This is a genomic window from Pantoea ananatis PA13 (assembly GCF_000233595.1).
Taxonomy (GTDB): Bacteria; Pseudomonadota; Gammaproteobacteria; order Enterobacterales; family Enterobacteriaceae; genus Pantoea; species Pantoea ananatis.
On record NC_017554.1, the window covers coordinates 4,168,481 to 4,189,739 of the forward strand.

At 54.1% G+C, this 21,259-nt stretch carries 22 protein-coding genes; 3 read left to right on the forward strand and 19 right to left on the reverse strand.

The genetic code is table 11. The features are described 5' to 3' along the window. Position 1: 1 nt before the first annotated feature. The 4 genes from PAGR_RS19700 to PAGR_RS19715 form a co-directional block, all read right to left on the reverse strand. On the reverse strand, positions 2–1,417 hold the full coding sequence (locus PAGR_RS19700) for an integrating conjugative element protein (RefSeq protein WP_014606816.1): 1,416 nt from the start codon (positions 1,415–1,417) through the stop codon (positions 2–4). Positions 1,418–1,428: 11 nt separating this feature from the next. Next, on the reverse strand, positions 1,429–2,394 hold the full coding sequence (locus tag PAGR_RS19705; protein ID WP_193372498.1) for a TIGR03756 family integrating conjugative element protein: 966 nt from the start codon (positions 2,392–2,394) through the stop codon (positions 1,429–1,431). 2 nt (positions 2,395–2,396) lie between these two features. Then, positions 2,397–2,804: a TIGR03757 family integrating conjugative element protein gene (locus tag PAGR_RS19710; RefSeq protein WP_014606818.1), complete on the reverse strand. Its 408-nt coding sequence runs from the start codon at positions 2,802–2,804 to the stop codon at positions 2,397–2,399. A 473-nt stretch (positions 2,805–3,277) separates the two neighbouring features. Next, positions 3,278–5,713 carry an ATP-binding protein gene (locus tag PAGR_RS19715; protein ID WP_014606819.1) on the reverse strand — a complete coding sequence of 812 codons (2,436 nt, stop codon included), beginning with the start codon at positions 5,711–5,713 and terminating at the stop codon, positions 3,278–3,280. A gap of 365 nt (positions 5,714–6,078) precedes the next feature. Here PAGR_RS19715 and PAGR_RS24205 point away from each other — a divergent pair, with 365 nt between their 5' ends. Continuing rightward, on the forward strand, positions 6,079–8,643 hold the full coding sequence (locus tag PAGR_RS24205; protein WP_014606820.1) for an AAA family ATPase: 2,565 nt from the start codon (positions 6,079–6,081) through the stop codon (positions 8,641–8,643). A gap of 312 nt (positions 8,644–8,955) precedes the next feature. On the opposite strand, the gene PAGR_RS19725 is transcribed toward PAGR_RS24205, so the two are convergent. The 14 genes from PAGR_RS19725 to PAGR_RS19785 form a co-directional block, all read right to left on the reverse strand. Further along, a complete protein-coding gene (locus tag PAGR_RS19725) occupies positions 8,956–9,273 on the reverse strand; it encodes a hypothetical protein (RefSeq protein WP_014606821.1) in 318 nt (105 codons plus the stop codon). Beyond that, on the reverse strand, positions 9,260–9,898 hold the full coding sequence (locus tag PAGR_RS23340) for a nucleotidyltransferase domain-containing protein (RefSeq protein ID WP_014606822.1): 639 nt from the start codon (positions 9,896–9,898) through the stop codon (positions 9,260–9,262). Before PAGR_RS23340 ends, PAGR_RS19725 begins: the two co-directional genes overlap by 14 nt. A gap of 2 nt (positions 9,899–9,900) precedes the next feature. After that, positions 9,901–10,710, reverse strand: coding sequence for a pentapeptide repeat-containing protein (locus PAGR_RS19730; protein ID WP_014606823.1), 810 nt, complete (start codon positions 10,708–10,710; stop codon positions 9,901–9,903). Positions 10,711–10,936: 226 nt separating this feature from the next. Further along, complete coding sequence (locus tag PAGR_RS19735; protein ID WP_014606824.1) at positions 10,937–11,341, reverse strand: hypothetical protein; 405 nt, start codon at positions 11,339–11,341, stop codon at positions 10,937–10,939. A gap of 11 nt (positions 11,342–11,352) precedes the next feature. Then, positions 11,353–14,163 (reverse strand): conjugative transfer ATPase, encoded by a 2,811-nt coding sequence (locus PAGR_RS19740; RefSeq protein ID WP_014606825.1) that lies wholly within the window; start codon positions 14,161–14,163, stop codon positions 11,353–11,355. Further along, positions 14,164–14,580 carry a TIGR03751 family conjugal transfer lipoprotein gene (locus tag PAGR_RS19745; protein ID WP_014606826.1) on the reverse strand — a complete coding sequence of 139 codons (417 nt, stop codon included), beginning with the start codon at positions 14,578–14,580 and terminating at the stop codon, positions 14,164–14,166. It abuts the gene before it with no gap. Beyond that, a complete protein-coding gene (locus tag PAGR_RS19750) occupies positions 14,567–14,794 on the reverse strand; it encodes a hypothetical protein (protein ID WP_044042483.1) in 228 nt (75 codons plus the stop codon). Before PAGR_RS19750 ends, PAGR_RS19745 begins: the two co-directional genes overlap by 14 nt. After that, complete coding sequence (locus PAGR_RS19755) at positions 14,794–16,317, reverse strand: TIGR03752 family integrating conjugative element protein (protein WP_014606827.1); 1,524 nt, start codon at positions 16,315–16,317, stop codon at positions 14,794–14,796. The genes PAGR_RS19750 and PAGR_RS19755 overlap by 1 nt, the downstream gene beginning before the upstream one ends. Next, positions 16,314–17,201 (reverse strand): TIGR03749 family integrating conjugative element protein, encoded by an 888-nt coding sequence (locus PAGR_RS19760; RefSeq protein WP_014606828.1) that lies wholly within the window; start codon positions 17,199–17,201, stop codon positions 16,314–16,316. The genes PAGR_RS19755 and PAGR_RS19760 overlap by 4 nt, the downstream gene beginning before the upstream one ends. Beyond that, positions 17,201–17,860, reverse strand: a complete 660-nt coding sequence (locus tag PAGR_RS19765) for a PFL_4703 family integrating conjugative element protein (RefSeq protein ID WP_014606829.1) — start codon at positions 17,858–17,860, stop codon at positions 17,201–17,203. Before PAGR_RS19765 ends, PAGR_RS19760 begins: the two co-directional genes overlap by 1 nt. Beyond that, positions 17,857–18,231, reverse strand: a complete 375-nt coding sequence (locus PAGR_RS19770; RefSeq protein WP_014606830.1) for a TIGR03750 family conjugal transfer protein — start codon at positions 18,229–18,231, stop codon at positions 17,857–17,859. Before PAGR_RS19770 ends, PAGR_RS19765 begins: the two co-directional genes overlap by 4 nt. Positions 18,232–18,240: 9 nt before the next feature. After that, positions 18,241–18,606: a TIGR03745 family integrating conjugative element membrane protein gene (locus PAGR_RS19775; protein WP_014606831.1), complete on the reverse strand. Its 366-nt coding sequence runs from the start codon at positions 18,604–18,606 to the stop codon at positions 18,241–18,243. A gap of 12 nt (positions 18,607–18,618) precedes the next feature. Continuing rightward, positions 18,619–18,858, reverse strand: coding sequence for a TIGR03758 family integrating conjugative element protein (locus tag PAGR_RS19780; RefSeq protein ID WP_014606832.1), 240 nt, complete (start codon positions 18,856–18,858; stop codon positions 18,619–18,621). Beyond that, entirely contained in the window at positions 18,855–19,172 is a 318-nt protein-coding gene (locus PAGR_RS19785) for an integrative conjugative element protein, RAQPRD family (RefSeq protein ID WP_014606833.1), read from the reverse strand. The genes PAGR_RS19780 and PAGR_RS19785 overlap by 4 nt, the downstream gene beginning before the upstream one ends. Before the next feature lie 173 nt (positions 19,173–19,345). Between PAGR_RS19785 and PAGR_RS19790 the strand changes: the two genes are divergently transcribed. Next, positions 19,346–19,807: an STM2901 family protein gene (locus PAGR_RS19790; RefSeq protein WP_014606834.1), complete on the forward strand. Its 462-nt coding sequence runs from the start codon at positions 19,346–19,348 to the stop codon at positions 19,805–19,807. Next, positions 19,792–20,124: a DUF1493 family protein gene (locus PAGR_RS19795; RefSeq protein ID WP_237711072.1), complete on the forward strand. Its 333-nt coding sequence runs from the start codon at positions 19,792–19,794 to the stop codon at positions 20,122–20,124. Before PAGR_RS19790 ends, PAGR_RS19795 begins: the two co-directional genes overlap by 16 nt. A gap of 198 nt (positions 20,125–20,322) precedes the next feature. On the opposite strand, the gene PAGR_RS19800 is transcribed toward PAGR_RS19795, so the two are convergent. Then, positions 20,323–21,114, reverse strand: a complete 792-nt coding sequence (locus PAGR_RS19800; protein WP_014606836.1) for a hypothetical protein — start codon at positions 21,112–21,114, stop codon at positions 20,323–20,325. Positions 21,115–21,259: the final 145 nt, after the last annotated feature.

The window sequence follows — 21,259 nt, forward strand, 5'->3', positions numbered from 1 at the left end:
TTCAGTTGCCTCCCGGCTGAGGCTGGCTCATCTGGCTGAAACCCTGGTCCTGATTGCCGGTTTTCTGCTGCAGCTGGTTGTCCTGATTGCGTTCGCCCTGGCGCTCAAGCGTGGTGAGCAGGCTGTTGCTGCTGATGGACTTGCGCAGCTCCATCTCGTTACGCAGCGCGTTCAGTTCGCGGTCGAGCGCATCCACGCGGCGGTCACCTTCGGCGATGGCCTCAGGCTGTTCGGCCGCGTTCGGTTCAGACTCACCGGTCGTCAGCATGCGGCGCATGGTGAGTGCCGCCTCAACCGTGTCAGACATGGCCAGTTCACCCGCCAGTCGCTGCACCAGTGCGGCCCGGTCCGGATCATCGCGCAGCGCCTGAATCACGCCGCGCGTGACAACTAGGCTGCCGGTTTTGAGCGCGGCCAGATTATCGGCCGTGGGCTGCAGCTGACCGTTAACCAGTTTGCTGAGCTGCTCCAGGTTGGTTTTGGTGGCGTCTTCCAGTACTGGCGAAAAGCCGGTGCCGGCAACGGTGCTGCCCGGCTGGTTATCCGCGCCGCCGCTGGTGCATTCGCTGGTTTCACGGCAGGTGCGGATAGAGCGATCGCCGAGGACCTTAACAACGGCCGCAGCGGCTTCATCGGAGGATTTGTAGCGCTGGCAGACCGTACCGTTACAGCTGGCCGAGCCGACGCTGCTGTTGCTGTTTACCGGCAGGCTGTTCATCATGTTGTAGCCGGCTTTTGCCAGGTCGCGCGTGGGCTGAATCGCCGGCTGTCCCTTGCCGCCGCGTTTCTGGCCACCGACCCAGGTCACACCTTCTTCACCCGTGGCCTTCTGCAGCTTCTGGTCGCTCGATACCGCATCACCGCCGCTCGATGCCACGATGTCTTTATACTCTTCTGACACGGCCGCCTGCTGCCACTTGCTGCCCAGCGTGTAGTCGGCCAGCTTTTTCGACATGTTCTGGCAGTTGAGCTGGGCCTTGTCGAAGTTCAGGCCCGCCTGCAGCACGCCGTTGGTCAGCATTTCATACAGACCCGGATTGGCACGCTGAATGGCCATTGCCGGCATACTCATCACCGCGCCAGTCGCGCCCTGAATGACGTTACCCATCAGGTCCTTGAATCCGCTGGTGATGCCGTTGAGCTGGTTACCGACGGTGGTTTTCAGGTCGAAGTTGCCGCACATCAAATCACTGCTCCAGCCGCCGTCCAGGCCGAGCCGTGACATGTTGCTGCGCGTTGAGGGCGGCGAAATGACCGAGCCGCCGCCGATGGAATAGAAAAGCCCGTCGTTGATGGCGCCGCTGACGCCGGCCCCCTGTGAGGAAAGCGTGGTATCGATGGCCAGTGCCGGCATCGCCGAGGCAAGCAAAAGCGCGCCCGTGGCCACGCGCAGTTTTTTAACGCTGAAATTCTTCATGCTGTGTGTCCTTATGAAAAGTCGGTGCTGTACAGAAAGGTCTGGCCACGTCGCTTACAGCAGCTGTAGGGCTGCCAGAGTGCCCAGGCGTAATCGCCTCTTTCCGCCGTCTGGCCACCCGTATCCGGAAAGACTGCGCAGCTCTGCGACAGCTGAGGCGAAAGCCGTTGCCACTTGTGATTTTTTGTGCCGGTGTTTTCGGTAACGGGGTCAGGTGGCCAGTAACCCGGAGACCGATGGCCAACCAGCGGGTTGTAGACGTGCAGCTGTCCCTCGCGGGTGATGATGTCGGCCACGCGCTGGACCACAACGGCCGCCGATTTGTAGCTGTCGGTCTGCGTCACGAAGCCGCTGCGGGGATAAACGTTGCCCCACATCTCGCCGGCAAACGTGTTTCCGATTTCACGTTTTCCGGGGATGAGCGCTTCCGGATAGAGCGACTCCGGAATGCCCGTTCGCCACGCGAGGGAGTCCATGGCGCTGACGAAATACGGCACGAACGGCGCGGCGGCTGAGCGGCAGGAGTAGCCCGGCACCATCCCGCCGATGAGCGACGTCGCCGGGTGGCCATACGCATCGCCGTAGTAGAAATGCAGGTTCTGTTTGCGCATGCCCGGGGCCTTCATCTCCTGACGGCCACCACCTGCAGGCACGCCGGCAAGAGCGTCGGATATCAGGCTTTCAGCGCCGCCCACCGTGGCGCTCACGGCGGACATTTCGGTCCAGGGGTTGTCGCCCGGGTTAAGGTAGGCAGAGACCACGGCTTCCGGAATGTAGTGGGTGACTTTGACCGAGGTTTTGACCGTGCAGCCAAAGGGGGTGCAGAGCAGCCAGTAGCAGATGCCGCTGATGCGCCAGCTGATACAGTCCGGGCTCATGGCGCCGGAGACCAGGCTCGCGGTGTTCACACTGGCAAGCGTGCCGGTACAGGTAAACAGCGTGGCCAGCATCAGCCGGCGCGGACGGGACAGGCGCATGTTCACGGCTGTTTCTCCCGCCAGGCATCCAGTTTCGCCCGGGCTGCGGCGACGTCGGTTGTGCCGTACACCACCCATTTATCGTCGAATACCACTGCTGGGTACTTTTCCAGCCCCAGCGACCAGGCATGTGCGACACCGGCATAGCTCGCCGCTAAGGCCTGCTGATTCTGGCGGAACGCCGGTGAGGCGATGACAGCCCGGGCCTGCTGCCCGGCCTGCGCCGGGTTAGCGGAGAGCGGTCCAAAGAGTTCAGCCTGGAGGCGATCGGGCGCGTCCAGCTCGGTCACGGTGACGTCGGGACTCAGTTCGCCGCTAACGGGGTGCGCATGGTCGGTGTAAATCACGGTGCCGGCGTGGGCACCTGCGCTAAGGAACAGGACGGCAAGACTGCAGAGGGGGATTTTCATGAATAACACTCCCTGAGTGGACAGTGCAGTCAGGGTGCGTTTTTAGTGTGGCAGGGTCAGCCGTTAACTCTTATCTCAGAAATGATAATTTCAGGGGGAGTCTGCAGTGCGGCATGCTGATTCATAAAAGGTTCACAATCCGAACCTCAAGAATTGAAAAAAACGGCCGATAGAAATTAAGCGACCCGGTACTGAGCTTTCTCCGGACTTCGTCACAGGTGAGCATGTCATATGAATAATTGTGATCATTAGCTGATTCAGCGCGGGGCCTTGCGGGCCCCTTTTTTTTCTGAACCGACCTGAGAGTCATCTCAAAGCCTTTGCTGCTTACGCAGAAAAAAAACGCTCAAAAGAGTGCTAAAGGTCAGACGGATGCTGTCGATAACTTAAGCGTACACCCCTGAATCTCATAATAAAAAAGTCATTAGCAAATTCAAACTCTCGGGGCCCTCCAGGCCCCTTTTTTTTATCTGTCACTCCTGAATATCTGTCTCATTTGAATGCCGCCATTCAAGATAATCAAGCTCCCAGTAAAAACCTGCAGCGGCCGCATTGCGCTCAATCGTTTCGCGTGTCTCACCCTCATTAACGTACGGCAGCCATGATTCCGGGAGGCTGTCTTTTGGTCGGGCCTCAGACTTTTCAACAGCTGAGGCGTTGTCGTCTGCTGCGGGCAGAGGTCGGTATCCGCCGGGCTGTTCCCATGTTTTTCGCTGCCAGGCATCCAGTTCCTCTTCATCTGTATCTGTGATGTAGACAAGATATTCTAAAATTTCCTGCGTGAGGTTTTCAGGGGTTGCGCCGGGAAGAGACTCAAGTAAACGAAGACGGCTGGACGCCATGAACTCTCGCTCTTCCTGCTCAGAGGCACCAAAATACTCGGTCTGGTCTTTTATAAGCTGCAGGTATTCGGGCGATGCTTTGTAAGCTTCCAACTCCTCCTCGTGAATTCTTCTCTCCTCAGCCCTGCGTTCGCGGGCGACGCCGGCCTCCTCGATCCCCGCAGCCACAACGTCAGCCCAGTCGCCGGATTCAGGTGACTGCGTACCCGCTACTCCGAGCTGCTGATTAAGGAAGGTCAGAAGGTTACCGTCCTCCGGTTCGACAGCAGCCCCGACGTCATCAGCCAGGCTGTCAGCACTGATAATCCCGGGCAGGCCGTTCCTTTCACGACCGGTGCTGGCGCGTTCAGTCAGGTAACGCTCACTCCACGCCTGGCCTTTCGCGCGTTTACCGGCACCTTCAAGGCTAGTCGTGTATTTCATCAGCCAGACGTGCATAAAATGCTGACGATCAGTTGCACACGCTGTGCTGATATCGTGAAACCGCTGATAAAATCCCTCATCGTGGCCGCAGTCCATGCTGTCACCTTCATGTGCCACCTCGTGCTCCGTCAGGCTGAAGAGGCGACTGGCCGTTCTGAGCGCGTCGGTTTTAAGCTGACGCACGATATCAGTGTTATACGCGATGTACGTCTCACCGTCCGTCCAGGCGTCGGCCGACGTCGACTCGCCCAGCAGAATCTGGAACCGCACGCCGCCGTAAGCCCGGGAGGTGCTCCCGCGCTCGCCGCCCGAACACACCCGGGCATACTGGGCCAGGCAGTAGCGCAGCGCCGTCCAGGCCCTGCGGGTTTCCTTATCCAGCGTCGTTTCACTCACCATCTGCGTGCGGTCAACAAAATTCGCGCTGAGCGTGTCAAAATCAATAAGCTGCAGCTCTGAGCTGAACGGCATTCCCCAGCGGCCGGAAGACGGCAGCTGTGCGCGGTACGCGATGAGGTTGTCGCGCACGCGACGCATGCAGTCCATAAAATCGTCCGTGCCGTCGCAGTTAAAGCGCGTCAGCGTCACCGGGTGAATTACCGGCGCGATGCCGGCACGCGCAATAAGCTCCCCGCGCGGGACGTCCCGTGCATACTCAGCCACAGTAAAACAGTTTTTATCGACGGCAGAGGGATAGTAGCGGCATTTGCGCAGGAAGTGCTCCAAGGTAACGTGCTGTTTGCCCGGGAGCAGTGTAATCACCTCTTCGCCGTTAACCAGCGTCTGCAGGTCTCCCTCACCGGCAAGCAGCGCCCGGGCGGTTTTCTCGCGTCGGGCCTCGGTTTTGCGGTGGCTGCCGGTGTTGTCAGAAAAGGCCTGAGCCAGCTCGCTGAATTTTGCTGCTATCTTCTTCCAGACCGTGCAGCTCTTGCGTAGAATCTCCGTTCGCGAAACGTTGAGCGCAATGCCTTGTTTACTCACGATAAGGCCGCCCACACCCCAGCTGTGGCCCGGGTCGTGCCTGACAAGTACGCCCTGGTTATAAATGGATACGGCGCCGTCTTCCCGCAGCCGATACCAGGCTGCGTCATCCTCAGCATCCCATTTTTCCAGCTCCGGTTTGCGCGTAATCACGTTGCCGTTGAGGCTGACCGAGACGGGCGTGTAACGCACCAGATCACGAATTTCCTGCATGCATGACATACGCTCCTGAGTCGACATGGGCTCATACCAGTCACCACTGATGGCACACCCCTCCTGAATCTCTCCGGACTCCGTCAGTTCATATTCATAACCCATTACACGGGTGTCGACGTCCATCTGCCAGCGCTGCGAGCGCCAGACGGTCCGGGCATGCGCCATAATCTGGCCACGGCCGAGGCGAAAACGACCATAAGTGGCATCGCCTTCACGGTGTGGCGTACCGAACCGGCCAAAATAGCGTTTCACATCGTCATATGACGCAAAACCGCGACCGTCGTCACGGCAGGTGAAGCCCTCCGGGGTAATCTCCAGAATGACCGCACCCGCGCCGGCATCGACGCTGTTCATGATGAGCTCGATGAGGGCTTTGGCCACGGAGCCGGCCTGGCTGTAGATGATGTGGTGAATAATTTCGGGGTCGAGTTCGAAGGGATGTCGCATCAGAATGCTCCTGTTATGGATTCAGGGCCATTTTCCTTACACCGACTCAGGTTCAAATAAGGAAGTCATAATGCGGGTCTGAAAGAATATCCGTTAAGATCAATGCGGATAGGAAGAACGGAAAGGCACAATAAAACTGGAAGACAGCACTGCGAAACACTTGAGCAGGCAAGGGCTGCTGTGAGCGAAAAGCGGACGATTTAGATTTTATGATACTGCCAACTTTTGTTGATTAAATATTGCCCGCCTCAATTGACTAATGCATTATCAGATAATTCTAAATGCTACTTAAACGTGGCACCAATGTGCAGGGAGGCGCATTTAGTTTCGCTTCCTTTATCATAATGAATTGAGGGGCAGTACTAATGGACGTTAAGGCCGATATAATCGCTTGGCTGTTAAGGCAGCAGGACTGGTTTCAGGATCTCGCGGAAAGACTCATTCAACAGGATGGCCTGACAGATGAAGATCTTCAGCAGGTTGTTGACTTACTCAAGACTCCCCAAGGACAGATAAAAACGACACACCGTACTTTTCCTGGTCTGGCATCTGCAGAGCAGGGAGCTGGAATCCTCAGGTTAAGCCGGATCGAAGCTGTAAAGGGTATAGAGAACCTCGCTCCTCGTTTACCGCTCGACTTCGGTTCAGGTAATCTGACAGTTATTTACGGCCATAATGGGTCAGGTAAATCCAGCTATACGCGTGTGCTCAAACGCATATCCGGTAAGCCCAGAGCTGCTCAGCTTAAATCTAATGTATTCAATCCTTTGCCACCTGAGCGAAGTTGCTATATTAAGTGGGAGGCGAATGGAAGTGCTGCTGAAGCGGACTGGTCCCCTGACAGCCCTTCGATTGATGCTCTCAAGGGCATTGATATCTTCGATACGGATGAAGCCCTGCATTACCTCACCCAAGAGAGTGCCGCAACCTATATACCGGGAGTGGTGGGGTTATTTGAAAAACTGGCTCAGTACCTAAAACTGGTACGCGATAAGCTAGGTGATGAGCAGTCTCGGCTTGTCAGCACACTTCCCACACTTCCCGCTGTGTATCAGCGTTGTCGTATTGCCACCACTTATGGTGCATTAAGTACAGCAACTACTGAAAATATAGCGGTGATGACGAACTGGTCTGAGGAGGATGAACGGGCGCTGAGTGCCTTGAATGAACGTCTGAGCGTTCAAGATCCTGCTGAAAGTGCCCGCAACAGGCTTGCGGTTCAAACATCTGTTAATCAGATCATCTCTAAACTTGAGCAGACGGCACAGGCTTTTAGCCAGGCAAATATCGACGCTCTCCGAGCGTTACGTGCTGATGCAACCATCAAGCGCAGAGTTGCGCTTGACAGTGAACGGGTAAAAGATGGCTTGCTGGAGGGCGTAGGCTTGCCTGTATGGCGTGCCATGTGGGAAGCTGCTCGCGAATATTCTAGACAGCCCTATCCGGACAAGGCTTTTCCGGTAACAGATGAAGCTCGCTGTGTTTTATGCCATCAGGATCTATCAGCAGAGGCTCAGCAGCGTCTGAACAATCTTGAGACTTTCGTGCAATCACGTCTCGAGATCGATGCTGCCACAGCTGAGTGTCTGTATGCTCAGGCAATCGGTGCCATCACAACTCCCCCCTCTATGGCTGAAATTACTACCCTTTGCGCAGGCGCTGCGCTTCAGGAAGAATGGAATGAATACCTGGCGGAGATCTGGAATGCCGCCTCTCTAAGCCGCCTAGCGCTCACCGAGCATGAAGCCAGCCAGACTGCAGTTCCTCTGGCTGATTCGACCGAAGCCATCATGAACTTATTGATTTACCGCGACCGGCTTCAGGGAGAGGCGGAGCAGTTTCAGAGGGATGCAGCGGGATTTGACAGAGCCAAAGCCTTGCAGGATAAAAACGAAGCCGAAGCACGACGCTGGCTTTCTGGTCAGGCCGAGGCTATTAAGGTCGAAGTTGAGCGCTTGAAAAAAATAAGTGAATTTGATGCATGGATATCACTTGCTGCTTCCCGCGCATTATCAACTAAATCCGCAGAAATTACTCAAAAAGTCGTCACTGAAGCCTATGCCGCCAGATTCAATCACGAGCTAAATGTTCTTGGTGCCCCAAGCTTGCAGGTCGAGCTGGTTAAAATAAGGACAGAAAACGCGAAAGTTTTGCATCAGCTCCAACTTAAAGGGGCACAGCGGGATAAGTTGCATAATGTTCTGAGTGAAGGGGAACGAAGGATTATCTCACTGGCTGCATTTTTAGCCGATGTCAGTGACCGGCCTGGGTCTACTCCCTTCATTTTTGATGACCCTATTTCATCGCTGGACCACGAATTTGAGTGGCATGTTGCTAAGCGCCTCGTTGAACTCGCTAAATCACGTCAGGTAATTATTTTAACACACAGACTTTCTCTTTACGGGGTAATTGAAGATTTAGCAAAAAAAGAGGGAGACCCGTGGAAAAGACAGCACCATAAATCTATATGCATTGAATCATTTGATGGCGCGGCCGGTCATCCTGCCGATCAGGAGGTCTGGAATGCGAACACAAAAACAGCTAATAATATTCTCCTTACCAGATTGGACTCGGCCTACAAAGCTGGACAAGAACATGGCGCAATGACTTACCGTGGGTTGGCTCAGGGAGTTTGCAGCGATTTTCGTAAACTCATTGAACGTTCTGTCGAGGAGGACTTGCTTAATGGTGTCGTTATACGTCACAGAAGAGGCATCCAGACTGACGGAAGGCTTCCGTATGTTCAGGATATAACGGCAGAGGACTGTAAATTTGTTGAAGGTCTCATGACAAAATACAGCTGTTATGAGCATAGTCAGTCTACTGAAATGCCTGCCTTTATACCAGAGTATAAGGAGTTGCAGGCAGATATAAGCACGTTGAAAGAGTGGCGTGAGCAGATCAAATCAAGACGTACAACTCTGAAATAGCTTCGAACTGAACCCAGTATCTTTATTTTCTTTGCAAAAAGATTCTGGGTTCGGTAGAAAGTCTCATTCCTGTGTGGGTTGTGAATTTCATCGGTAAATCCGGATAGTATGTTTGGTGGGGCCCTTCTTGATCCTTTAATTACTGGACCTGCCAAACCGGCCAACTGAACCAGAATCGCTGGAATGCAACGTCCGTTGCCAGCACAGTTCTAATGCGAACTGCGGCGCTGAAATTCTGTTATGAGCGAGAAGCGGAGGTTAACATTTTTAACCTCCCCCAAACTGAATATAGAAGAAATGGCTATTCAGTTCTCAACGAATTGTCTTGGAAACGACTCTGTTTTTCAATTCAATTTCCAATTTAGATAACTGGTCACTCAACCTCTTAGAAAGAATCTTATAGTCTTCAGTAACCTGCTCCTGACTCTTATTTGCAAGGAAAAATAAGTTGCCTGACATCTCTTTCAACAAGAGAATCGCGCCATCAGCATTACTGAGATTATTGTTATTAGACCATCGTTCTATAGCTTTCTCTGTCAGACTTAACAATGGTTCACGGAATAGCCCTGAACCATTGACTACTTTCAATGCTTCCCTTTGAGCTTTAATTCTATTACTAAACTCGCTCATATTTGCCACCAGTTAATTTTATTTTTTCTCGCATCCATGACTCAATTAAACCCAATTGAGACTTGACTTTCTTAATGTCATCAGCATTCAGGATTTCACCAGTACCTCTCGTACATAGCACTCTGGACCTTTCTAATAATTGATAGGTCAAATCACAAATTGGTATGCTATGAATGCCCAAATTACGTGCAGAATTTCGCGAAAAGTCGGGTCTTACATCGCAATCTAAAGAAAAGCATGTCGCAAAATTTCGTATCGATAAAAACACTGAAGAAAGATCAAAGATCTCTGTAAGATCAGATGTTTCAATAGAACGTCTAGCGCTAATAAATATCTCTAGAAAGTTTTCACAATCAACTAAGCCTGAATTATAGTTACTCGGTTTACCTAAGCCCCGCAAATAATCAATGTTATCGGGTGAATAAATAATTTTGGATTCCAAAAAAAGATGCCACGCAAATGGATTACCTTCTTTCCAGAGTTCATTTATTCGTTCATACGAATAAATCGAGTAATCTCTCGGGTTAAACCTTTCATCCCGACCACTGACAATAGCTAACATGTCAATGTCTGAAAATGAATCAACCTCTCCGCGACATATCGAACCAAAAGCATAGATATGCATAATTATCGCCTATTGAACCTTTTAATTATTATGGACATAAAGAAACCAAACATAATTAGCCTTACTAGAACGACTATTGTCAAAAAGTATGCTGAATACTGAGGAAGTTGTAATGTACCCAAAAATATCTGTGGGGACATTGCTAACGCGTCAAAATATGAACTAAGTAGTTTGGGATCACCATAGTTAAGCACGTGATGCAAAGCTATGATGCACAGAATAACAATAACAGCTCTGCATAATTTAAAAGCTGACTCTCCGTTTCCCCAGATAAGATCTAATGCCTTAAACTCAACCCATTCGCCAAACATTTTAAAGCGGTAAAATCCTTTATATTTCTTTCGGTAATAAGATTCCTTTGATTTCCATGCTTTATGAAGGTGCTCTCCTGTAGCCTGTAATTCGATTGCTATGGCTTTATTTGCTGATTTTGAATCACCTATTTGCTGGTAATTCAAACGTAAAGAACGTGCAAACTTGAGCCTAAGGTTGTCCGGTCCAGGACACCCACTTTCGAGAATGTCATTATCAATGTAAGTCTTATCAAAAGTGGCATAGTCAAATTTGCAACCACTAAAGCTTGACCCAATTAAGTTGCAATTTAAAAATCTGCAACCAGTAAAGTCACAATCCTGAAAACTACATTTTCTGATGTACGCAGCATCGAAAATACAGTAGCTAAAGTTAACATTCTTAAATTCAATATTTAATGCAACTAATCTTTCAAATAATATATTAACAAACTTGTCCCCAACTACTTCAGAGTCAAATTTTTTGTCTGACAGCTTTTCTCTTCCGCTATCTTTTATCATTTTTTTCTCTATAAGCTAATAGACTAAATTTTATAAATCATAATGCTCTTTTGGGCTGATTTGAAGCCATCCTGACCTACTATAGTAACGTTCGCTCCTGGCACAAAACAGACATGCCAGTAGTTGTTGGAATCGTAGTATTCGCGGGCTCTATGCCGCCCGCACCCGCAGCCTCCGTTCCCGCCCGACACCACACACCGGTGCCGGGCAATAACGGAGGGCCGGTTTAATGGCACATCTCAGCTTCTGTCGCCCGGTCAATCTCCTTCAACACCCACAGCATATCCGTCGCATCTGGCACGCAAATGTTCCAGCGAATGCCGGTCCTGTAATCCCCCTCGGTTGGCCATAACGTATTACCCGTGACGGTGATGAGAATGTCCAGAGCCTTGTTATTGGCACCGGAGAGATGCACGGCCGTGCAGCTGCGGCGCCCGACGCGATGCGGATAAACCGATACCAGCAAGGGATGCTCAAGGCGCTGACCTATCTCCTCCCGGAGCTGCACGATGGCACGGTTATCCGTCTCACCGACCGATGCCTGCCCCTGCGGCGGGACGGTAAAAATGACAGTGGCGATTAAAGCCTTGTCCTGGACAACCTGTGGCGGCGCCATGGTCAGTTTTTTCATAAAATCCCCTGTCAGTGAATAAGACCACGGCTCTCGTCAAGGCGACGTGCAACATGGTAAACGGCCTCAAGTTCCGTACACTTAAATTCATTCATGATGTCCCGGCGTTCTGCTTTCTCTTCCTTTTCCGTCATGCCCAGCGCCAGGTAGAGGCTCGGCGGTACGGCCCGAAACAAGGCCTGCGTGTTAACGGAAAGAATGACGCCCTCGGTATACTTCTGGGGAAGTTTTTTGGCCGAAAGCAGCATGGACTTTTGCTCATCTTTAAGCGTCTTGAAGCGGGCAATCTGCTCAACCTCTGCTGGGGGCATGACCAGACAAATCCACCACTCTGCCATGTTGAGCATTTTTTTGGCCGTGTCCGGAAAGTCCTCAAGGTTCTGGGTAAAAATCCACAACCAGGCACCTAACTTACGCCACATTTTGGCGATTTTCGTGGCATAGGGTCCGAGCAGTGGGTTGGTAGTGACGATGTGCCCCTCATCAATGGCCACGATAATCTGCCTTTCCAGATACTGATCGCGCTCGGCGATGTTATTAATGGTGTTCAGCAGGGAAATCACCGCTACGGCTCGCTGGGCCTCATAGCCCTCCCGCGCAAGCGTGGCAAGGTCAACGATGGTGACATCGGCCTCAGGCCAGGGTGTGCCTGGCTTGTTGAACAGGTCACCCTCAAAGCCTTCCGTGAACATACGCAGCGCCTCTGACATCTCCTCGGCGCGTGCGCGTCGGGCCGGCGTGCGTTTCTCCCGGCCGTCAGCGCCCTGGCTGACATCATGAGCGATGTCCTGCAGCGCAAACATCAGGTCCTCGGGCAGCATCTGACGGGACTCAGCATAAGCCTTACGGGCGGCATTCATGATAGCTTCGCGGATCATCCCCCGGTCGGCACGCGACAGTCTGGATTCTTCTGCGGCTTCTCCACCGGTAATCATCAGGCGGGCGGCAATTTCCATTTCTCCCAGAACATCACGTTTACCGTCTTCATCATCCTCATCCACAACGTCAGCGTCTATTTCCGGTAAATCCTCCTCGTGGATGAGCAGCTTTTCGGGCTCCACTTCCAGCAACAGGTGTGAGTCAGCAAAGGGTGCCAGCGATACGGCTTTACCGGGCTTAATGCTGACACGGTGAACGCTGAGGCCCAGCGACGCACAGTAGTCACCGAAAAGGCCGAAACTGTTGCCTGCTTCGACCAGGACAATACGAGGCCGGTAGATGGCCGCCATTTGCGTCATCTTGTCCACCACAGTGGCAGACTTGCCGGCACCGGTCGGACCAAACAATATAAGATGCGCGTTCTGGGTGCGGTCCGCTTTATTGAGCGGATCAACAGACAGAGGACCGCCGCCCCGGTTAAAAAAGGACAGGCCGTGATGGCCTGTGCCGGTATCGCGCCCGTAAACCGGCACCATACAGGCGAAGTGCTGGACAAACATCAGGCGCGTGTACCAGTTCTGGCGGTCGTGCTGCGGGTTAAAGCACATCGGCAGCGCCCGCATGTAGGTACTGAGGGGACTGATATCGTGCTCCGGATTGACCGGCTCCAGTCCGCAGTTCAGCAGCTCACTGCTGAGGTCACGGTAGCGTTCGCTGAGGGCGTCCTCGTCCTGACCTTTTATGAGCAGGGTAATGGCCGCCCGGTACATCTTGTGTTTGTTACCCAGATACGTGCGGGCCGTGGCGGCATCCTCGCGGGCCCGCATGGAATCGACGTTTTCTCCCATTGAGCTCTTACTGAGACGGGAAAAATCCTTCTCAAGCCTGTCCTGGGGTTGTACGACGAGCGTCATGGCCAGCACGGTGCCTTCCGGCAGCAGGTCCATAATGGCGTTAATCTTTTCGCCGCGTTTAACTTCACCCGTGAGGTGTCCGGTCTGAGGACTTTTACGGAGCCGGGCTACCGGCACCGCTTTGTGAGCGACGTTATCAAACCACCAGATGCCCTTGTCCGCATCGCTGCGGGGGCGGGTAAACCACAGGCTTTCACTGAAGTCATTGAGCAGCGGCAGGTCACCGGGCGCATCATCGCGGTAGCGGGCGCAGCGGTAAAGCGTGGCTTTGTCCGTCCACTGCGGGGCCGGGTTGAACCAGCGCAGCAGCCAGCTGTGTATCTGCTCGCCGTTCTGACGCACGGAAAGGATGCCGGCACCTTTTAATGCAGAGGTCAGACGGTCACAGACCTGATTCAGTAGAACCTCCGGCGCCATGGGGTCGCGGTAAGGCTTTTCCACCCAGCGGTATACCACCATGCGCGTACGGCGTATCTGTCCGCGCCAGGGCGCACCGGTCACGGTTTCATCAACGAAGAGACCTTTTTCAGTGGCCACGTTTTTGAGATGCCTCTCCTGCTCGTTCAGCCAGGCCTCGGTAAACGCCGTCCCCTGTGCGCGGGGTCTGACGTAGCCCCGGATGGAATCCATGTAAGCCGACAGATCGGTGTCGTCCTGACAGAAGCACTGCACCACCCACTGGTGTGAGTCCAGCTCGGGAATACTGTCCTGCAGGGCGTTTTCAACCACGTTGCGGATTTCCTCCAGACGCCATTCGGGACGGCCTTCGGTGCCGACCGGATTGATCTCATAGACGGCACCCACAGAAACGCCGTCGTCGAGAAGGATGCACTGGTGTTCCGGCAGGTATTCTCCCCAGGGAACGTGGTCAATAATGGAGGGACCAGTGGCATAAAGACCCGATTCATCGGCATGCGTCAGGCGGCCGTCGCGGGTAATAGGCTCATGGCCCTCAATGGAAAACGGCCCGTTACCGTACTGATGTTCAGTCTGCGCTTCACGCCTGCGGCGAAAAAGACTAAAGGCCATTTACAGCGCCTCCGTGCGTTCGCCGGGCAGCGCATACTGCACCTGGCTGTAAAACGGGAACACGGTACTGTAGCCCGGCACCGGCGTATTGCCGTCGGCCAGATGCGGAAACACATACATCACCATGTCCGGATTGGGCAGGCGCGGAAACGTCTGCTGAATTTCATTTTCCTGGGTGCGGCTGTAGCTGTCCCGGGTCTGTTGTCCGATCGTGCGTTCGCTGTCGGAGACCGGCCGGCGCAGCGTGGTGCGGCTTTCAGCGGTGGCGTGCGTGGTGGATGCGCCGTTGTTCCAGAGCTCCAGCATGGTGCTGTCACCGGGGGGCAGCATTTCATCTTTGGAGGTGCTGCAGCCACTGAGCATCAGCGCGGTCAAACCAGCCAGTGCCAGCGCCGCCAGAGGTTTACACTGATGCATCAAGCACCTCCGGGGCTGGGTGTTCATTATAAAGGGAGGCGAGACGCCGGAATTTACCGTCTGCAGTTCGCACGACTGTTTCACACTCAAGCCCCATCAGCCTTTGCATCACCGCCGCCGGATTGCCCGCGGGACCAGCACTTTCAGCCAGATGCCCGGCCTCACAGGCCCGCACATAATCATTTAAATTACTGGTTGTTAGTTCATTTTTCATCAGTCCATCCCCGTGCCTGAGCCTGCAAGGCTGAAGTCATACTTCACCCTGCGGCCTTTTTCTTCATAGTCGATCGCCAGCTGGCGGGTAATGTGCAGCGCCACGGTCTGACCCGGCGGCACGTATATCGCGTCAAACGTCTGGCCATAACGCTGTTTTACCCAGTCCACCGTTTCTTTCATGCTCCCGGACAGCGATTTACCCAGCACGGCCTGTCCCGCATCACCGGTCAGGGTCTGCGTCACGCCGCCCATGGCGTTGGTCTGGCCCGTCATCTGGTTCTGTGAAAGGGCATCGCCGGCAGCGGCAGCGCCGGCCAGCAGGCTGATAGTCGGCAGATAGGTAGAGGCGTTGCTTTTACGGGTGCCGGAGATGCAGGGAATGCCGTTGTCATCTGAAATCCAGCCAATGCTGCTGTTGCCGTTTCCGCTGCTGTTTTGTGAATTCTGGTTATTACTGCTGGCGTTCTGACTGTCCGGCGACGGTAGCGTGCGCACCGTGCCGTCCGCGAACACAAACGTGATGCTGGTAATGGACCCGCGCACGCAGGACAGCGTCCAGTCACCGGTCGCCGTACCGGACACGATGGCACCCTGAACGTCCGGCAGCTCGATGCCGTTGGCCGTCAGGTTGTCTTTGCCTAACATAACTTTGAACGGGTACGGATCGGTGACTTTGCCGTCAATGGGAACGCGGCCAAGCAGTGCCGTCATGGCGCGACTGCCGACCAGCGTGGAGTTCTCCGGCAGCGTAAACACCGGATCGACGGGTTTCACCGCATCCGGCACAGCCTGGCTGACGGCTGTGGACACCGCTGTGCCGGCCTGCTTACCGGCGTCACCCGCTTCACCGAATGACGAGGCAAACGAGAAGCCGGTCGCGCTGTTTTTATTGCTGTCATTCACGGGTTTGCCGCTGGCATCCACCGGGATACCGTCTTTAGGTTCGACCCACTGCAGACCGTCTGAGGCAGGGGATGACATCGCGACGCTGCCACTGGTGCCGTTGTCATAGCCCAGACCAATCGGGATGTCGCTGCCCGGTGAAGTGGGTTTAGCCGGCGAGCCCGAATTTCCGTTTTTAAGCTGCTCAAGCATCTGACCGACCTGCGAACTGAGGTCGGAAACCTGTGCGCTGAGTCTGGCCCGCTTCTCAGCCTCTTCAGCCCGGGCGTTGGCCACGGCCTCGTTGATTTGAGCATCCACGTTGCCGTTGGTCTTTTTCAGCTCCTTGTTTTCTTCGTTCAGCTTTTTGTTGTCACTGGCAAGCGTATCGAGGCGGTCCTGAACGCGGCGAAAGTTGCCCACTATCGTGCGCAGGGTATCCTGAGGCGTGTCACCTTCAACGCCCAGTGCCTTGAGCTCATCAGGCGTCAGGTCTTTCAGCGCTGCATTGGTGGTTTTTTGCGTCGACGTCGTTTTGTCCTTTGAATCCGAGCAGGATTTGACGCCCACGACGATGGCGACGGTCAGCACCACCGGCACCGCAATTTTCACTATCAGGTTTGTGCCGGGCTGGCTCATTTCTTCGCCCTCCGCGCCGTTTTGGGCATAACCGTGACGGGTTCAGCGATAAACGCGCCTTCAGGGCGTCCCTGTATCACCAGGTACACGACCGTTGTGTCTTCCGGCGTGCCGGCACGCCCCAGCCAGCGGTGCTGAAAGGTCGCCGTCTCGAACCGGCCCTGCAGCTCACGCGGATCGAGGACGACTTTATCGGCCGAGCGGTTACGCACCTGCAGCGCCACCACACTGTCGCCCAGCAGGCTCCAGGCCGCCATCGGCGTGACTGACACGGGCTCGCCGGGCATCAGCGTCGTAATGGACGATGGCAGCTTCAGCGACACGGGGCTGATGCCCGGCACCGGCTCCACGGTGCGGACCGGCCCGTACAGGCTCTGTGCGGCATAGCGGGTCAGTACCACCGGCAGCGGAGCACTGAGTTTTGGCGGCTTGCGTGCCGGCGCTGATTCAGCCTGGGCATCAGGAGCTGTGCTCTTACTGCCGCTGTCGGCATCGCCGCTCACCGACTGTCTGTCACTGGCCGTTGCAGTGGCCACTTCACCGTCATACACCAGTTTTACCGGTTCGCGGGTCACCTTGCCCGGCACGGCGCTGACATCGAGGAGGATGATTTCGCCGTTTTCCTTGTTCTGCAGCTCAATGCGCGTCACCGGAAAGGCCTCTCTGGCATCGAAGTACACCGCGCCGCCGGTGCTCTGAATGCGCACTTTGCCGTTGAGGGACGGCGGGAAGCCCACTCGCACGTTTTTATTCACGAACACGATGCGCTCCTGGCCGACGGTGAGCGGTATCTGCAGCGGAATACGCTCCCACTTCATGAGCTCAACCGCCTGCGTCAGGCCAGAGACCAGCAGCAGGCACAGCAGTAGCAGAGGACGTTTCATCACTGGAACACTCCTGATTTTTTCTCTGGCTCCACCTGAGGCATGGCTTCGAGCTGCTGCGGCGTGGAGGCATAGCAGTCAAGCGCCATGCCAAACGGGTTGCGCGCCGGATCACCTTCCCAGCGCACGACTTTGAGGGGATAGCGCACAAGAGCGCGCTTGACCTTCTCGGCGTGGTAATACTCGTCAGCTATCAGGTCGAGCCGGACCACCCAGCGATCGTCACTCAGGATGTCGACGCTGCTGTCGCTGTAGCCGCGACGGGGAATTTCATACACAACACGCACGCGGTCCTTGAGCTCGCCGCTGTTTTTACGAAACTCATAGTCCCTGTTCAGAAAATCCTGGCAGGACGGTGTCAGGTAAGGGCTGAGCTGGGCAATCTTCGCCGAATAGTCCACCTCACCGTTGGTCGGCCAGGCGTTGAGCTGCTGGAAGATGTAGAACGCAAAGGCGTACACTGTGTAGGGCGGAATAACCCACCATTTCTGCGTGCTGCCCGAGCGCAGGTCGGGCGGGATATGGATAGTCATATCCGAGGGCGCACGCATCCAGCCGACTGAGGTGACCAGCATGCCGGCGAAAAAGAGCACGCAGAAAATCCGCAGGGAAAAGATGTGGTTATCACGCGCCGTGATACCGTTACGAAACCGGCTCATGTGGACCTCCTCATAGCGCGTGCGGACGTGCGCTGCAGCTCCCAGGCGCGGCTGGCCAGAATCATCGAGCGCGACAGGCCCAACTGGCAGCGTATTTGCTCCAGCCGCTGCCAGATATAGTTCTCAGGTTTGCCGCGCTTGTAGGCAGCAATCCAGCTTCCGCCGAAAAAAACAGTCAGAATCGGCATCAGCAGCATGCAGGTCGGAAATGCCAGCCAGCCGACGTGCGGCACCAGGCAGAGCGGCACGGCAAGCGGAATACCCACGATACTGCCCGTGCCTGCCGCCAGCAGAAACTCGCCGGCGGTAAATCCCCGGTACACCACGGGCGGGTAATTGAGCCGGTCGGGGAGAAAGTCGATAACGGCCATCACTGCTCCTCAGAGAATGTCTGCTGCCTGGGTTGCGAGATAAATCACCACGAGGATGAGGATGATGCCCACGACGCAGTAAAGAACAAATTCGGTCCAGGTGCCTTTGCCTTTACGGACATCGTGAAACGAAGTAATGACGGCGTGCGCAACGGCCAGGAATGCTGCGACAGTGACAAGAAGACCAAGACCCAGTGCGCCCATTTTTAAGTAGGCCATCCAGGTGTTCCAGGCTCCTCCACCTCCGCCACCGGGGGGCGGCTGTACGGGCGGAAGGCCTGCCCGGGCCTGACCGGCAGCCAGTGTCAGTGGCAGAATCAGCAGCGTGGCGCGAAGTCGTGCGGCACGGCAGAGCCTGATAAAACGAAATTTCATGGTGGTGTCCTTTCAGTTAAAGAAGAAAAACAGGGTCAGCAGCCACAGAAGCGCCAGACGGATAAACGTCTCGGTAAACTGCCGAAACGTCACCGTTTTAGACGCGAGGCCCCGGTACGCCTGGACCAGCGCCCAGGCAGAGAACAGCAGGATGACGATGGCGAGCGCGCTCAGGATGAGAATGTTCAACTGGGAGGGCGTGAGGCTGCCGCCGGTGCCCGCCGCCCAGCCGGAGGTCTGAGCGCCGTTCATCGCCACGCCGGCTCCTGTGCCCGGTACTGTCCGGTCACCGACGCTGAGCCGGTGTTAGTCTGCGCGCGTGACGGCTCCAGATAGGTGGAAATGCCCCGTTTCATGGTGGCGATGTCGCGGGTGGCCTGCTGATAGTCGAAGTAAAAGCGGGCATCCTGATTCTGGTTCGCCACCACGCGGGCGCGGTCAAGGCCCGCCTGGACCTGATCCAGCTGGCGCATCACCAGCGCGAGCTCGTCCTTTTCGGAGGCATGACACGCCACGGCCGGCATGACGCAGACGAGGAGTGCAATGAAAGGGGGTAAACGGCGCATGTACGGCTCTCCCGGGTAACAGATGAGAGTGAGAGTGACGCAACCGCGCCCGCCGGGCAGCAGTAAAATCTTTATGGATTTCTGAAAATAAAAGCAGATTGTTTCTGGCGAAAACCGCACCGGCTGGGCGATGATTAATTAAACAATGCATTCATATCCGGAGCTGAAGGCACATGGACACGACCGAAGAGCTTAATGGCACGTATTTCTATGGCGGATACAGCAACATTACCCACGTCCAGTTGTTCTGGCTTGTAGGGGTACAGGTGGTGAGTGAGCACCTCGGTCTGGCGGCGACAGACGCGGCACTGGTTCTGGCAGGACAACCTCTTATTCCCACCCGCGCAAAACCCGGTAGCGCAACCAAAGGCACGTCGGTCGCCTCTCTGGCTTCCCGATATCTGCTGAATTACCGTTTTCCAAAAGGCATGTTACTGCCGACACTCAACGGCAAAACCATCAGTCAACTGCACGTGAGCTGGACCAACCATCTGGGGGCGTTCGTTGGCCGGAATGTCCCGTGGCTGGGCTGGATAATGACGTTTACCACGGTCTACAACATCTTTAACGATATCCGTAGCACCTACAACCGGGTTGCGCGGCCGGAACACCGTATTCAATGGACCTATTTTTAATGGACAGCCTGAGCGAAGAAATCATTACCTTTGTGAGAGATAACTATGCCCGCCGTCGCTTTATCTTCTGGGGCGAACGTCTGCCTGTTACGGCAGAAACCAGCCTCCGGGACGACCTGAAGCTGACTATAGAGACGGCAGGCGCATTGATGCATGAGTATTTTGAGCGCTGGAACGTCGAAAGTCTGGGTTTTGATATCAGAAATTACGTCCATCCGGAACTGCCAGGAACAGAGGATATTCCGGACCCTCATAAGCCGCTTACGGTCAGCATGCTCATTGACTCGGCCCGGGCTGGCCACTGGCTTTACACATAATGATGACGAACGCTGGCGTGTTACGGAACTCCATCAAAATCCTTACTACCACAATACATGTGAATCGATCTTCAGGAACCCGTTCTTCTTATCGTAGAAATTCACATTCAGTCGGCTGAAGACGGGCGCTGAAGTTTCAGTAGAGAATTAATGTCTTTTCTATTAAGGCAATCCATTGCAATTTTAGGCAAAAGTAACTTACGGTAGTTTGCCAATGACCTCTTTATCACAATGGAACCATCCTTTTGGAGATGTCCAAATAATTGGGTCGGGATTGTTGCCGTTTACAATGTTCAGGTCTCTTCTTCCATGCCACACAACCCTGACTTTTAATTTTCTGTTAGCTTTGGCTTCAACGTAACCGCCAAAGTAAACAGGCCCCTGATAGTACTCATTTTGATGATCTAAATCTTCAGTACAGATAAAATCACCTACCGAAGCATTAACAGATTCATTCATTCTCATTTTTTTCTGCAACTCCAGTGCCACCTGTTTTACATGCTTACGTGAGACTTCATTTTCAACTTGAGATTCATATTCTTTCTTAGTCATGAAGCCCAACTCTGAACGTGCCAAACTATCCCACTGATTGTCAGTAAGAACATCGGATTTTTCTTTAACACCATATTTATAAGAATAAAATAATGGTCTGTTATTTTTTACACACCAGTCCCCACGAGAATCATCTGTTTCAAACTCACCACCATGAAACTGACAAAATCTTTCCAATTCTTTTTTAAAGCTGCCTAAACTACATCTGGATACATCGGTAAAATAATGACTAACCGAAAATTCTTTAACTCCATGGGGACTGACCGTAATACGTCCAGGGCTGTAAGCGTAATTACCTACCCCCATGCAGCCGCTACCACCCAAGACAGCATCTGCAAAATCACTTGCATCTCGATATTTGGTAGGCGTGGGGTGATTAAATGAAGCCGAGCAGCCGCTCAAAAATAAAACAACTGATGTTATTAATAGTTTATTCATTCTTCATCTCTTCGTATTCACATTCAAAATTTAATAATTAGCAAATTATCCCAGAGTCTGGGAGCTTTACTGTCATAGAACTTTGGAAAGCCTTGAATAAGTTTTATCACCCACCATCTTCTCCTGAAATCACCTTTTGTTCTGG